Genomic DNA, 15,184 nt, shown 5'->3' with positions numbered 1-15,184 from the left:
ATACGGTTCTAGCCCTTAATGCCCGATGCTGCAACACCTTGTACAAAGTACTTTTGCAGAGCCAGAAAAACAATTACAACCGGAATAATGGAAACCACACTTGCGGCCATAATCAGGCCATATTCGGCGGAATATTGCGAGATGAACATTCTTAGTCCAATTTGGATGGTCTTGAGTTTCGTATCCGTCAGATAAATCATTGGCCCCAGGAAGTCATTCCAGGTGGCGACAAAGGTGAAGATCGTCAATGTAGACAATGCTGGCTTGGACAACGGCAGCATGATTCGCGCCCAAATTCCATATTCGCTCAAGCCGTCAATACGGGCAGCCTCGCATAATTCATCCGGAACACCTTGATAGAACTGGCGCATCAGAAATACTCCAAATGCCGAGAATGCCTGCAGCAGTATGATTGCCAAATGCGTGTTGTTAAGCCCCATGTAACGCATCAGGATAAATTGCGGCACCATGTAAGCCTGCCAAGGGATCGCAATTGTTGCAATATATCCAAGGAATAGAATGTTTTTTCCCCGGAAATGCAGTTTGGAAAACGCATACGCAGCAAAGCTGGAAGTCAGTAGTTGTAGAATCGTTACGATAATCGATAATTTCGCCGTATTGTAAATAAAACGGCCCAGCGGAATGCGTGTCCAGATATCCGCGAAATTCTCCCAGCGCGGATTCTGTGGAATCCACTGCATTGGGAAGGAAAACACATCTTTGTTCATCTTGAGTGAAGAAGACAACATCCATATATACGGAACCAGCATCGCCAGTACTGTCGCAAACAACAAAATATACACAAGAACCATAAGGCTGATTCTAAGTCCTTTACTTTTACCAACCATATCTTTTGAATCCTCCTATTGTCCGTATTTCTTCTCGCCGCGGAACTGGACGATGGTGATGCCAAGTACCAGCAGAAACAATACAATGGCCATGGCGCTGGCATATCCGTAATCAAGCGAGCGGAACGCCGTATTGTAGATTTGATACACCATAACCCTTGTAGAATCATTCAACTGGTTATCGGCGCCGGCAAATAGGTTGATAAAGATATCGTAGACTTTGAACGAATTGATGACTAGAATCATCAGAACAAAGAAAGAGGTAGGCGCCAGTTGAGGGACCGTCACATTGCGGAATCTTCTCCACGCGCCCGCACCATCAAGTTCAGCAGCCTCATACAATTCAGGGTTGATGCCCTGAAGACCTGCCAAGTAAATAACCATGTAATAACCCATGTTTTTCCACACTGTGAACAGTATTACTGTGAACATCGCCCAGTGTTTATCCGCCGCCCAGCGGGGAAGATCCTCCAGCGGGATACCGGTAAGGGTATGCAGGATATTGTTGATCGGACCCATCGTAGGACTGAAGATAAAGTTCCATACGGCAGCAACGGCTACCAGGGATGCTACATAAGGGAAAAAGAATACGGTTCTCATGAAATTGCGGGCCATTATCTTCTGATTAAGCAGGATCGCCAGCGCCAGCGCGACAATCATGGTAAACGGTACTACGCCAATAGTGTAAACAATGGTATTCCATAATGCTTTGTGAAATGTTGTATCTCTGATCAACCGGGTGAAATTGTCCAGCCCGATAAACTTCATTGGATTGGCCCCGTCCCATTTCACAAAAGCAAGGATAAAGGCAAAAAACATAGGTACCAGCGTAAACAGGGCAAATCCGATAAAGTTCGGCGCAATGAAGCTGTAAGCTACCAGGTTTTCCCGGACACCTTTTGACAAATGACGTTTAGGGATCTTTTTTGTACCCAATATGGTTTCGTTCTGCATTCTTTCTCCTCCAAACCTTCTAAAACTTCCCCACAAATCTATACGCTTTAATATAAAAGGCGGGCTTTCACCCGCCCTTAGAACCGGCTCTCTTAAGGTTAATTATTCAAGAGCTGCTGTACGCGAGCATTCATATCATCCAAACCTTCGTCAATCGAAGCATTTTTAGTCATAATATTGTCATGCGCTTCATTCAAAATAACTTCGATGTCCGCGCTCTTTTCATGCATAGGCATTTCCAGATAAGTCTTAACAGTAGTCAGTGCCGCTTTGCTGTTCTCATCCGCAGGGAAGCCCTCGATGGAAGTAATAGAATTGATAACTTCATCATTCTTAATCGCTGGAATGGTTCCGGTGGAAGCAATAACTTTAGCGCCTTCTTCACCAGTCACGAATTTCATGAAATCAAGTGCTGCTTCTTTATGTTTGGATTTCTGATTTACAGCCAGAGAAGTAATTGTACCCAGGGTTGTACCGGCTTCCACACCATCCGGATGAGGGTATTTCGCAATGCCCCAGTTAGCCGATTGGGACTCGCCGCTCTTCACTTTCTCAATCTGTGTAGCGATAAACCAGCTGCCCATGTTCATAGTAGCAACGGAATTATTGTAGAATACGCCAGAATAGTGCGTGCTTGAAGTCTTCAGTGTGGCGTAATCCATTACGATGCCGTCTTCCTGTTCTTTCAGGATCCGCTCATAGGTTGGCTTCAAGAAATCGTAGTTTCCGTCAACAACAGTGTTCTTGCCGTCCAGAATACCGAACAGTTGAACCGCACTACGCCAAGTATGGTAGTGAGCTCCGTACACTTTTTCAGAACCGCTGCCGGAAGTCATTTTTCTGGCCAACTCATCATATTGCTCGAATGTCATATCATTGCTTGGATATTCCACTCCTGCTTTGTCGAACAAATCTTTATTGTAGTAGAGAATCCAGAAATCGCTGCGGAAAGGAAGCGCATACACCTCATCGTTCACTTCGATTTGTTCTACAGTACCTCCATATACCGAAGGATCAATAGCGTTGCCACTCATAAAGCTTTTAAGCGGCTCTAGGTGATTCTGTTTCACAAGGTTCGAGTAGCCCGGAATATCTTTAATTGTAAGTACGTCCAGATCTGCGCCACCGGACAGTTGTGTGCTTAACATGGTCATATAGTCCGTCGACCCCAGATCGACATATTCGATCGTTACATTCGGATGCTCAGCTTTGTAGGCATCGATCAGTGGCTTGTAGTAAGCGGTAGCTTCCCAATCCCACAAGGCCCATTTCAAAGTCACAGGCTCCTGGCTCGGTTCAGCGGAAGCGTTTGCAGAATTCCCCGTTGCTGGAGCTGTCGTTGCAGCAGCACCTTCGTTGTTGTTATTACCAGAACATCCAGCCAGCAGACTCATGGAGAATACTGTGGCGAGGGTTATGCCATAGAATCTTTTCAGTTTCATTTAAATATCCCCTTTTCTTCTGATTGTGTAACTACGATCGGCTCTTCTGAGCTTAGTTCAAAGTTTATAGCTTTTTCCGCAAGAATGGCATGCATTATCAAACAAAGTTCATTCACTTTTCTGTGTTCTTCTTCCCTACTACGGTTCAAACCTGTAATTTTCTATCTAAAACATGTAAAATATTCAGCTTATGTACCTCCCCCTGTATCGGAACGCAGGAATATGCTATGGTATATGAAAACGCTTTATATGTTTCCACATTTTGTAGAGGAGTGTTAAATACGGTAAGAAAATCCACCATTAAAAGTCGCATTATTCTGCTCATGGCCGTATTCGCACTGCTGATAGCGTCGCTGCTGTCTTTTTTCAGCTATGAATTAATTACTTATTATCAGCGTAAAACAACCATCCAGGCGACCGAGTTCAATCTGCAGCTGGTATCTCATATTATTGAACAGGATTTGATTGATCTGTCATCCCTGGCGATGACCTGCAGCACTAACTCTTCTACTAATACCCTGATCACAGACTACTTCAGCTCACCTAAGGCTAGCTCTAAGGAAGCAGTTAATGTATTCAACTCGATGCAGCAGGACTTCCTGAACAACCGCTCCAACAGCTATGCCCGCCGTCTGATTGTTACGGATAGCAACGGCAAGTTTCTGCAGGTGGATAAAACCGGCACCTCTGTTCCGCTTACCATACACAATATCGGTCAAATTACCGGCCTTAGCAATGATGCCGAGGAGAAATGGGACCGGGTGATCAAGGACCCGCTCTCCAACACGAACGGAATTCCTTTTGTTTTTCCTATTTACGGCAAAGGAGCTTCCCGCGTTGGAACAGTGTACCTGTTAGCGAATACCACTGTTATTACCGACAAGCTGAAAGGGTACTCCCTGCCGAAGAATTCCCGGCTGCTGCTGACGCTCGGCAATCATCATTATCAGCTCATCGGCGATCAGGTCATCGCCATTGCAGAGCCGTATGAACCGGTGGCCTATACCAATGATAAACCTGTCGGTCCGCAAACCGAGCTGTCCATGGTCAAGCTGGCGGACGAGAAAGAGAGCCATATCGTGGTATCTTATCCCGTACGCAGCGGAGTCATTCTGTCACAGACTTTATCCAATGACCTGTTCGCTCCCAAGACAAATATATGGATTCTGGTTATGCTCGGCGTCTGTCTCCTGGTTATTGTCTTAAGCGCTATCATTACGCTGTATCTGACCCGTACCATCAGTCTTCCGGTGGAAAAACTGAAGAAGCGGATTGATAAGATCGCCCAGGGCAATTTCCTGCTGGACCGCAATATCGAATGGAACAGCGAGCTTGGCGATGTCGGACGGGGTATTAACCGCCTGTCCCAAGATATCGTAGCGCTTATGGACAGCCGGCTCGCTGACGAGAAACAGAAACAGGAGCTGGAATACCGGATGCTGCAGAGTCAGATCAATCCCCATTTCCTGTACAACACACTGAATTCGATCAAATGGATGGCTACAATTCAGAATGCTACCGGCATCGCAGAAATGACCACTTCACTATCTAGACTGCTGCGCAGCATCGCCAAAGACAACCGTAGACTGATGCCGCTGAAGGATGAGCTGAGCCTGCTGGATGATTATTTTCTGATTCAGAAATACCGCTATGGCAGTACGGTCTCTATGGTAAAGGAGATTGACAACGAGGAACTGCTAACCGGCCTAATTCCACGATTCACGCTCCAGCCCCTGGTCGAGAACGCCATCTTCCATGGCATTGAGCCCAAAGGCAGAGGAGAAATTCTCATTAAGGTGGCCAAAAGTGGATTCGCCGATATTCTAGTTACGATTGAAGACAACGGTGTAGGGATGAAGGAAGAAGAAATCTCCACGATTCTGTCGAATCCAGGTGACGGAAGCAAAGAAATGCCCGAGAATATTGGACTCCGCAGCGTAAATGAACGTTTGCGCCTGGCATTTGGGGATAATTACGGTCTTTCGATTGAGAGTGAGTCGGGCCAATATACCCGGATGAAGATTCTTCTGCCGTTCCTGCAAAAGGAATAGAGTAGCATACCAAGCAAGGATGTGATGGAATTGATCAAGTTGTTAATCGCTGATGACGAGGCCTTGGTCTGTATCGGCTTGCAGTCCATGCTGAAGTGGGAGCAATATAATATAGAAATTGTCGGCATTGCACACAACGGGGCTCAAGAGGAAGAAATGATTGACACCCTCCGTCCTGACATCGTAATCAGCGATATAAAAATGCCAATTAAAAGCGGCTTAGAAGTTGCCAATGCGGTACGCAAAAAACACGGCCGGCTTCCTCTGTTCATCATCTTAACAAGCTACGAGGAATTCGAATACGCACGTGGAGCGATTGAAGTGCAAGCCACAGATTATCTAGTGAAGCTGGAACTGACACCAGAGGCACTTGATGCCTCCATTCGGAAAGCAATTTCCCAGTTGGAGGCTTTTCAAACCCTAGACAGCTATCCCATGCTTGCTCATAGAGGCAATCTACAAGCCCAACGCGATAAATTTTTCATCCGCCTATTCAATAACTTGTTTGCGAATAAAAACCAGTACCTTCTGCAGAGAGATGATTTAAACCTTGAGCTCAAGGAACCTGCATATCTAGTCTGCACTTGCCGTATTTTGGGACCAGACAGTGTCCCGCCCCGCGGCGATAAAATGGTTGCTCTGTGCTCAAGTACCGTCCAAATGGCCAAAGATACGCTTACTTCCATAAGACCTTGTTATGTGACCAGTCTGGACTTGCGCAATTTTGCTGTAACCCTGCCCGTCAACGGGACGGATTCACGGCAATGGATGCCTGAGATTGAAATGCTATTGACCCATATGGCCTCCATACTCCATAACTACTTCAATGTAAGGATCATCGGCGCGATCGGCTTTGCGGTCGAGGATCCTTATTTGCTGCGGGAAAGCTACCTCGCTGCGCGAAAAGCGCTTCCTGCTGCGGTTAAAGCACAGTCGTTTGTGTTTTTTGCCGAAGGAGAGTCGCTGGAGCAGGATCATCTGTTGTTTGATTTCTCCGAATTGCGTACAGAGATCCGCCGTGCTTTTGAAGAAATGGATACCCAAGCTTTATACGCCATTATCTCCAAAATGATCGAAATCTTCGACGGCCGGGCCGACCTGCTGGTTCCCGCCACTGATGCCGCCTGCAACATTCTGTATATGGCCACTTCACTACTTGCAGACGGTGAGAATATTGTGGAGCAAATTTTCGAAAATGAACCGGAGGGCTACCGGGCTATCTACCAGATGCATACGATTGAAGAGATCGCCGGCTGGCTGATCCAGTTCAGGGACGGTTGCTCGGACATCCTCTCTACCCGCAGACAAAGCTACAAGGAGCAGCTCGTCAAAAATGTCCAAGAGTATATTAAACGAAATCTCGGAACTAAGCTCTCGCTCAATCAAGTGGCGGATGTCTTCAATTTCAGTCCCAACTATCTGAGCCACCTTTTCTCCAAGGTTGCCAAGGTCAACTATGTGGAATATATCACGGAGATCAAAATCACGACAGCCAAAGAAATGATGGCACGCGGGGAAGGTCGCATCTACGAAATCTCACAGAAGCTGGGATATGAGAGTGCCTTCTATTTCAGCAAGGTCTTCAAAAAGGTAACCGGAATTTCCCCCAGAGAATACATGCAGCAACTTAAAGCAGATTCACCGCCTGACCGAAGCCTCGGAGTAAACAACCGTTCTTGAGATCAAGAGATTATTAAGAATAATCCCACTTCGCAAAAATAAAGCCAATAAATCTGCAGGGAGCAGGCTCTGTTCCTTGCAGATTTATTGGCTTGCCATCACCCTCAGACAGCAACCCTAAGTATCACCCTTTCTCCTGCAATTTTTTTATTTTTATTTTTAAACTAGCAAAATGCTAATACTCCGGTCTTTCTGCCCTAAAAGTCTACCAAAAAACCGCTTACGAGACACTTTCCCAGCTATTAAGACGGCTGTTCCCATATTGACTTTTCAACATATAGTAATTAAAATAAACAACGCACACTAAATATAGTATAGATACGATTTTTCAGTATTTAAAGCTTATCCATTCAGTTTTCATACTATTTTCAATAGTTTTTAATATTTACAGGGGGACAGACACCATGCTAGTCGCGTATGATTCAAAAACAGGAAATGTCAGACGCTTCATCAGCAAACTTAAGTTGCCGGCTGTGCAGATTGAGGAGCATATGACGATTGACGAGCCCTATGTGCTTATTACATATACCACCGGCTTTGGACAGATTCCAGAAAAGGTGTCTACTTTCTTGAAGAACAATAATGCCAATCTGAAAGGCATCGCCGCCAGCGGCAATAAGAACTGGGGCGAGCTGTTCGCGCACAGCGCGGACTTGATTGCAGATCGGTATAACGTGCCCGTTATCGGTAAATTTGAGTTATCGGGTACATTTGGCGATGTAGAACGGATTAAACAGGAGGTGAGCCGGGTTGCGGCATATTGAATTAAACAACATGTTGATGAAGAGAGACGAAAGTGGCTTCTTTCAGTTAGACAAAGATCTTGAGGCAGTAGCCGAATTTATGCGGGATGTAGAGCGCCGGAGTCTGGTTTTTGCGAATACAAAAGCCAAGGTTGATTATATGATTGAACAGGATTTCTACGAGAATTTTTACGAACAGTACAGCACGGCGGAGATTGAAGAAGTCTACCAGATTACCCACGCCTACAACTTCAGTTTTCCATCTTATATGGCAGCTTCGAAATTCTACACGGATTACGCTGTAAAAACCAATGACCGCAAACAATATCTGGAGCATTACCCGGACCGTGTGGCGGCAGTCGCCCTTCACCTGGGACGCGGCAACGCCGATACTGCCGGGGTACTTGCCCGTTCGATGATGGAACAGCGCCTGCAACCTGCGACCCCAACCTTCTTAAATGCCGGTAAGAGCCGGCGTGGTGAGCTCGTCTCCTGCTTCCTAATCGAAATGGACGACTCGCTCAATTCCATCAACTATGTGCTGAATACCTGCATGCAGTTGTCGAAGATCGGTGGCGGTGTGGCCGTCAACCTATCCAAGCTACGCTCCCGTGGTGAAACTATCAAGGGTGTTGAGGATGCTGCGAAGGGAATTATACCTGTACTTAAGCTGATGGAAGACGGCTTCTCCTATGCAGATCAGATGGGTCAGCGTAAAGGATCAGGAGCAGCCTATTACAACATTTTTGGCTGGGACGTTCTGGAATTCCTCGACAGCAAGAAGATCAATGCCGACGAAAAAACAAGACTCAAAACCCTGTCCATCGGCCTGATTATTCCGAACCGCTTCTATAAGCTGGCGAAGGACAATGAAGCACTGCATGTATTTGCTCCTTACAGTGTGTACAAAGCCTACGGAACGCATCTCGACGATATGGATCTGGATGACATGTATGATAAGCTGCTGGCCGATCCACGTGTCAAAAAGAAGAAAGCTATGAGCGCACGGGATATGCTGACCAAAATTGCCATGATCCAGCTGGAATCTGGCTATCCATATATCATGAACAAGAGCAATGCCAATGCGGCCCATGCTCTGAAAAACGTCGGACAGATCAAAATGTCCAACCTTTGTACTGAAATCTTCCAGCTGCAGGAGACCTCAGAGATTGCCGACTACGGACAGGAGAGTACAATCCGCCGCGATGTAAGCTGCAATCTGGCTTCCTTGAACATTGTTAACGTGATGGAACATGGCAAAATCCGTGAATCCGTACATGAGGGCATGATCGCCCTGACCGCTGTTAGCGATATGACCAGTATTTCCAATGCCCCAGGCGTAGCCAAAGCAAACAAGGAGATGCACTCTGTCGGTCTTGGCGTCATGAATCTGCACGGCTATCTGGCTAAGAACAACATTGCTTATGAAAGCGAGCAGGCCCGCGATTTTGCCCGGACCTTCTTTATGACCATGAATTTCCACTCGCTGGAGAAAAGCATGGAAATCGCTGCCGCGACGGGCCGATCTTTCCATGGATTTGAGGCTTCTGATTATGCTACGGGAGCTTATTTTGAGCGTTACCTGACTACCGATTACCGTCCGGTTACCCCAAGGGTACAAGAGTTATTCGGAGATATTTATATCCCATCCCCAGCTGACTGGGAACAATTGCGGGATGCGGTAAAAGCAAATGGCCTATACCATGCTTACCGTTTGGCGATTGCGCCAACGGCCAGCATTTCCTATATCCAAAACGCCACTTCAAGCGTTATGCCGATTGTTGAGCAGATTGAGACTCGGACTTATGCTAATTCAACTACTTATTATCCGATGCCGTACCTGCGGCCGGACAATGTGTTTTTCTATAAATCGGCTTACCAGATGGACCAGTTCAAGGTAATCGATCTGATCGCGGAAATTCAGCCCCATATCGACCAAGGTATCTCGACCGTTCTGCATGTTAACAGTGATGTTTCCACCAGAGAACTGGCCCGCTCCTACCTGTATGCGGCGCATAAAGGCTTGAAGTCGCTGTATTACACCCGGACCAAAAAGCTGTCTGTCGAGGAATGCCTCACCTGCTCAATCTAAAAGGAAGGCTATAGCCGCAGAAAAGGAGATTGCAATATTATGACCGCTATCCAAGCCGTTAACTGGAACCGTCCCGACGACGATTTCTCATTGATGTTCTGGAATCAGAACATTATGCAATTCTGGACGGACGATGAAATTCCATTATCCGATGATAAAATGTCCTGGCTCACGCTCAGTGAGCAAGAAAAGGACTCCTATATGAAGGTGCTGGGCGGCCTGACACTGCTGGATACGATTCAAGGCGGAGTCGGAATGCCGCAGATTATGGAGCATGTCGAAGGCCTTCAACGTAAAGCCGTACTGGGCTTCATGGGCATGATGGAACAAATTCACGCCAAATCGTACAGCAGTATTTTCACCACTTTGTCCTCTACAGAGGAGATCGACAGTGTATTCCGCTGGGTAGAAGAGAACCCCTTCCTCCAGTTCAAAGCGGAGACCATATCACAATATTACAAAAACATAGACTCACCTAAAGACCTGTACCTTGCCATGGCAGCCTCCGTCCTGCTCGAGAGCTACTTGTTCTACAGTGGTTTCTTCTATCCCCTATATCTGGCTGGGCAGGGCAAAATGACTTGCAGCGGTGAGATCATCGACCTTATTCTACGGGATGAGAGCATCCATGGGGTATATGTCGGCGTGCTGGCACAAGAGATCTTTGACGGGCTCCCAGAAGACGAGCAACGCGAACTTCACCATACGCTGGTAGAATTGCTTCGACTGCTGCATGAGAATGAAGAGCATTATACCGAGCAGATCTATGCCCCTATCGGATTGGTGGACGAGGTTAAGACTTTCCTAAGATACAATGCCAATAAAGCGATGATGAATCTGGGCCATGATCCGCTATTTGACGAGGAAGAGATCAACCCGATTGTTCAGAACGGGATCAGCACCCACACCAAGCAGCATGACTTCTTCTCGAAGAAAGGCAACGGATATGTCCGGGCGCTTAATGTGGAGCCACTGAAGGATGAAGATTTTCAATTTTAAATAAAATCATCAGAGGTTGTTGTATCTAATAGATGCCAGCTCAAGTGTATTATATTATTTACAATAAATGTTTCATGTCTAAATTAAATAACCTTAGTCCAGTAGGCTTTCGGACTAAGGTTATTTATAATGGTTCAACTTTTAAATTCTCCTTAATTTTATGGACCCAAGCTGGGAGAGGATCAACCTGATATTTTATAGAGCAATACCCTGCTTCCAAAACAATTTCTCCATCCGACTTACTGTTGTCGATAACAATCAAATGATCAATAAGGTACAAATTAGAAAGTAAGTTTTGAATTGATGTTGTATGTCTTCTAATAATATCCTCAGTTGGAATATCGTGGCCACCATTTCGAACGCGTAAAGCAACCCGTTCGATATTTAGCTGATAATCACCAAGTCCTACAAAGAACATAGTTGTCTCAAAACCGCTTTCCTTAGCACTCTGCATGAGTCGAATTACATTTCCACCGGCCAATGTTGTCTCTATTGTGAAATCACGCCTATTGTCTATACAGTTCCTAGCTAGTCTTATCGCCTCTTTACCTGCGGATATCTTCCGACGGTTTGGATCATCGGGATCAATGCGGCGAGCTAAAGCATCAGGATCGATATTCACACTAATTCCAAGTCGATCTACAATCAAATTCCTAATTGTACTTTTCCCGCTGCCATTATTCCCAGCAAATACATACATCATCGCAGAGGGCTCACTCATGAGATGTCTCCTGATTATCTATAGGTACGATCACACCATTTGGATATTCCTTAACAATCAAACCATTTTTCGTTTTATATACAATGTAAGTTCCGTTTGCTTTTGCATCCAACTTGGCTCGTTCGCCTGTAAGCTTGATTAATTTATGCAAATCTTGAACAAGATTCATAACCATTCACCTTCCATCCTGTAGGCATTCTTATCATCATTATAGCATACTCTTTTTGGATTAAACTCTAGCCGAATAAACCTCTTCAAACAAAACAAGCTTGCTCTACTGGCTATTCATATCCATAGTATCTCCACTATATAGGCATAAGTTTTCCAAAGAAAAACAAAAAGTGCGGAGAAAGCTCTCCGCACTTTTTGCTAACTCTATTTATTAGATTATTGCAATTTTTTCAGAACTGTTCTAGCTTCTTCATAGGTATCGTAAGCATCAGCAAAATCTCTGCCAAAAATACGTTTCAATTGCATTTTCCAAATTGGGTTTTTAGTTACATAAGCCCATCCTGCTTGACCAGCTGCTTTCGCCATCTCACCTGTTGGAGCCAACATTGCTGCAACTTCAGGAGAAAGTACACTTGCAGATTCAGTTACATCAGTTGTACCCGTAAATTTAGGACTAACAAGCTTCATGATATTCTCAAAATCTTTCAAGTATCCTGGAACATCCTCAGCAGAAAAATCGATAGATACTACATCGATGTGGTTTTCACTTTTGTTGTATTTAATTGTGTATGACATAATTGTATTCCTCCAAGTTTTAATAGTTATTTTTTAATAATAGAAAGAAATGTATGTAACTCCAACAGACAAAAAATTTCTGCCCAGGCTTTTTAGTAACTTCTACTTTTGGCAACTGGGTTTGGAACAAACTGCCTTGTTTAAATGATGCCATATCGTTACAATCAATAGTAAATGACATCTATTTCCTGTATCGTTTTATTGCAACATCCTTTCTAATATATTTTAACTCATACCTATTACCTATATTATTATCGACAAATTTCTTTTTTTATTTATATTAAAATACAAATTTCTACAAATTCCAACATATCCATGGTTATATTTGCCTTAATTTCATTCACACTTGTGTAATTCCGTTATCATTTAGAAACAACTAAAAAAGGCTCTGCGTGCGCCTTCAACTCCAGTCCATTTATCCTACAGGATTTCCGAACAGGAATACGCCGCAAAGCCTTCGATACTAGATGCTTATATAAGTAAATTAATCCGACTAATTACTTAGTTGCGGAGTAGCCCCCGTCAATCACATGTGCTGTACCTGTAATAAATGAAGCCTCATCACTTAGAAGGAAACATGCAAAAGCAGCTACTTCCTCAGGCGTACCATATCTGCCCAAAGCCGTTCCAGAAGCGATAAGAGATTGAAGCATCTCTACATCATCAGACAACAGCTTTTCGTATCTGTTCATGGTTGGTGTAGGGATAGGACCAGGGCAAATAGCATTTACTCTGATATTACGGTGACCCACTTCTTTAGCAACCGATTTAGTCATGCCCACAATGGCGTGTTTACTTGCTGAATAAGCTGCATCATTTGCCATCCCAATAAAAATACCATGCAAGGAGGAACAGTTTAGAACGGAAGCACCGGATTTCATATGTGGTAATGCATAATGCAACATGTAGAATTGACCATTAAGATTTGTCTGAATCACCTTTTGAAACAATATCGGATCATATTCTGTAACATCCGCATTATCTCCTGTAATTGCTGAGTTATTATAAAGGCAATCAATCTTTCCATAAGCTGCTAAGGTTTGATCTACGATATTTTTGCAGTCTGCTTCAACTGAAACGTCTGACCGCACAAACAGTGCTTCTCCACCTAAAGCTTTGATTTCTTCGACTGTGTTAGCGCCAGCATCTGATCGATTGGCAACTACTACAGTACCACCCTCTCTTGCTACTCTCAATGCTGTAGCTTTTCCGATTCCGGTACCAGCACCCGTAATAATAACTACTTTGTTTTCAAATCTGTTGCTACTCATTATGCGCACCACTTTCTTATGTCTTTTTCAGGAAGAGGATTTGAACCTCATAGACCCTAATGTCACCTGATACAGTGTAGATTGGAACATTTTTGCAGAAAAATCGACAAAATTATCCTCTATATGACAACTTTATTGTATTTAATTGTATATAGCAATCAATATTTTAATCTACTTTTCCAACAATTGAGAATTTGGTTTTGATCGTCATAAAAAATACACCCCTTAGAATTTCATCAGATAAACCAGAAGTTTTATCCAATGTTATTCTAAGAGGTGTAATAAACCTCTACCTAACTCCACGAACTGGGACGTCGATTCGAACTTGACCTCCACCCGTCAGGGGAGAATTGCTAATATGCAGACTGCCCTGATGCTGCCTGACAATGGTGTCGGCAATATAAAGTCCCAATCCATAGTGACTTTTGGAGGTACGGCTACTGTCCCCTCGATAAAACTGCTTAACTGCAGATTGGAGTCCTTCACTCGTAAATCCTGATCCACTGTCTGCTACCGTTATACTCCACCAATCTTGTTTTGCCTCAACCTGCAAATAAATCACACTCTCATACGGGGAATACTCTACCGCATTAGCGAGTACATTCATCACAGCCCGATGAAGTAGTTCATTGTCTATCAACACCTCAGGGGGCAGATTATTGTCCTGGTGGAATTCTATCCGAAGATGCTTAGGGACAACCAACGCATCTAACTGCGTACGAATTTGCTGGATAAAAGCTTCCGTTCTAACCCATTTAGAGCGGGGAGAAATTTGTTTCCTCGTATTAGAAATCTCAATAAGTGTTGCCATGTATTGTTCGATTTGATCCGCATTTTTGGAAATATACCCTATATATTCTTGCTGATTCTCCGCTAAATCTGAGTCTATCAGCAAATCTGCATTTCCTTGAATAATCGTAAGAGGAGTCTTAATGTCGTGGGCAAGCGCAGAAATCTGCTCTTTTTTCATTTGTTCCAAATTCCATTGCTGTTCTAGCGACTTTTTCAATTCCTCTCTCAGCTGTTCCAAGGATGATAGCACCTCATCAATTTCACTGACCCCAGAATACACGACAGTAAAATCCAAATTCTTAGCTTCAATGTGATGTGCAGCTTCTTGCAAGGAAGCCATTTTTTGACTCAGTCTTCGAGCGAAAAATCCAGAAATCAGAATAACTTCCAGTAACATCAGAACTACAAAAAACAGCAATAACGTTAATTGCGGATTAGGCAGCGTGTTATGCAGAAAATTCGAGGTGAACTGCGGTACGATTGCATATTGCAGTACGATAACCTCATGCTCCCGCTCAATCACATCGGTGCAGTTTGTACCCATGAGATTACAACTGCTTTGATTCTTCTGCAATATATCTAGAGCGCGTTCTTTAGGAATATTTCCTGAAATATAGTTCTTTTGCTGATCCAATACCGCATGTTCCGCTCCCCAAGGGATCATTTCTTGCGTAATTTCTGGCGCACGCTGCAAAACATCCCAAGACTTTGCAATGGATTGCTCAGTATGGTTTGCTGGAACAATCATTCCATACTGCATTAAGAGAGTAAATACCCCTAAACACAGAAATGCCAATAATAGAGTACACGCACCTAATGATAATAAATATTGAATGAAGACTGT

13 protein-coding genes are annotated in these 15,184 nt (G+C 44.3%); 5 read left to right on the top strand and 8 right to left on the bottom strand.

What is annotated here, in order from left to right; all coding sequences use genetic code 11:
- Window positions 1-8 precede the first annotated feature (8 nt).
- The 3 genes from PODO_RS06620 to PODO_RS06610 form a co-directional block, all read right to left on the bottom strand.
- Window positions 9-848, bottom strand: coding sequence for a carbohydrate ABC transporter permease (locus PODO_RS06620; RefSeq protein ID WP_080742424.1), 840 nt, complete (start codon window positions 846-848; stop codon window positions 9-11).
- A gap of 15 nt (window positions 849-863) precedes the next feature.
- Window positions 864-1,802: a carbohydrate ABC transporter permease gene (locus tag PODO_RS06615; protein WP_036675858.1), complete on the bottom strand. Its 939-nt coding sequence runs from the start codon at window positions 1,800-1,802 to the stop codon at window positions 864-866.
- 98 nt (window positions 1,803-1,900) lie between these two features.
- On the bottom strand, window positions 1,901-3,244 hold the full coding sequence (locus PODO_RS06610) for an ABC transporter substrate-binding protein (protein ID WP_038569278.1): 1,344 nt from the start codon (window positions 3,242-3,244) through the stop codon (window positions 1,901-1,903).
- 323 nt (window positions 3,245-3,567) lie between these two features.
- Here PODO_RS06610 and PODO_RS06605 point away from each other — a divergent pair, with 323 nt between their 5' ends.
- From PODO_RS06605 to nrdF, 5 genes are all read left to right on the top strand, one after another.
- Window positions 3,568-5,295, top strand: a complete 1,728-nt coding sequence (locus PODO_RS06605; protein ID WP_244886431.1) for a sensor histidine kinase — start codon at window positions 3,568-3,570, stop codon at window positions 5,293-5,295.
- A 30-nt stretch (window positions 5,296-5,325) separates the two neighbouring features.
- A complete protein-coding gene (locus tag PODO_RS06600; RefSeq protein ID WP_052096847.1) occupies window positions 5,326-6,975 on the top strand; it encodes a response regulator in 1,650 nt (549 codons plus the stop codon).
- 404 nt (window positions 6,976-7,379) lie between these two features.
- Window positions 7,380-7,739: a class Ib ribonucleoside-diphosphate reductase assembly flavoprotein NrdI gene (nrdI, locus tag PODO_RS06595; RefSeq protein WP_036675861.1), complete on the top strand. Its 360-nt coding sequence runs from the start codon at window positions 7,380-7,382 to the stop codon at window positions 7,737-7,739.
- Window positions 7,726-9,810, top strand: coding sequence for a class 1b ribonucleoside-diphosphate reductase subunit alpha (nrdE, locus tag PODO_RS06590; RefSeq protein WP_036675863.1), 2,085 nt, complete (start codon window positions 7,726-7,728; stop codon window positions 9,808-9,810). Before nrdI ends, nrdE begins: the two co-directional genes overlap by 14 nt.
- Before the next feature lie 39 nt (window positions 9,811-9,849).
- Window positions 9,850-10,809, top strand: coding sequence for a class 1b ribonucleoside-diphosphate reductase subunit beta (nrdF, locus tag PODO_RS06585; RefSeq protein WP_036675865.1), 960 nt, complete (start codon window positions 9,850-9,852; stop codon window positions 10,807-10,809).
- Between the two features lie 124 nt (window positions 10,810-10,933).
- Here the strand turns inward: nrdF and PODO_RS06580 are convergent, their stop codons facing one another.
- The 5 genes from PODO_RS06580 to PODO_RS06560 form a co-directional block, all read right to left on the bottom strand.
- A complete protein-coding gene (locus PODO_RS06580; RefSeq protein ID WP_036675867.1) occupies window positions 10,934-11,530 on the bottom strand; it encodes an ATPase in 597 nt (198 codons plus the stop codon).
- Window positions 11,523-11,699 (bottom strand): hypothetical protein, encoded by a 177-nt coding sequence (locus PODO_RS06575; RefSeq protein WP_170914185.1) that lies wholly within the window; start codon window positions 11,697-11,699, stop codon window positions 11,523-11,525. Before PODO_RS06575 ends, PODO_RS06580 begins: the two co-directional genes overlap by 8 nt.
- A 218-nt stretch (window positions 11,700-11,917) precedes the next feature.
- Window positions 11,918-12,277: a hypothetical protein gene (locus PODO_RS06570; RefSeq protein ID WP_036675871.1), complete on the bottom strand. Its 360-nt coding sequence runs from the start codon at window positions 12,275-12,277 to the stop codon at window positions 11,918-11,920.
- Between the two features lie 497 nt (window positions 12,278-12,774).
- Window positions 12,775-13,548, bottom strand: coding sequence for an SDR family NAD(P)-dependent oxidoreductase (locus PODO_RS06565; protein ID WP_036675873.1), 774 nt, complete (start codon window positions 13,546-13,548; stop codon window positions 12,775-12,777).
- A gap of 289 nt (window positions 13,549-13,837) precedes the next feature.
- Window positions 13,838-15,088, bottom strand: coding sequence for a HAMP domain-containing sensor histidine kinase (locus tag PODO_RS06560; RefSeq protein WP_178944342.1), 1,251 nt, complete (start codon window positions 15,086-15,088; stop codon window positions 13,838-13,840).
- Window positions 15,089-15,184 lie beyond the last annotated feature (96 nt).

It is taken from the genome of Paenibacillus odorifer (assembly GCF_000758725.1).
GTDB lineage: Bacteria > Bacillota > Bacilli > Paenibacillales > Paenibacillaceae > Paenibacillus_AQ > Paenibacillus_AQ odorifer.
The sequence above is the reverse complement of the archived record's forward strand: the minus strand, read 5'-3'. Positions and strand labels throughout refer to the sequence as shown.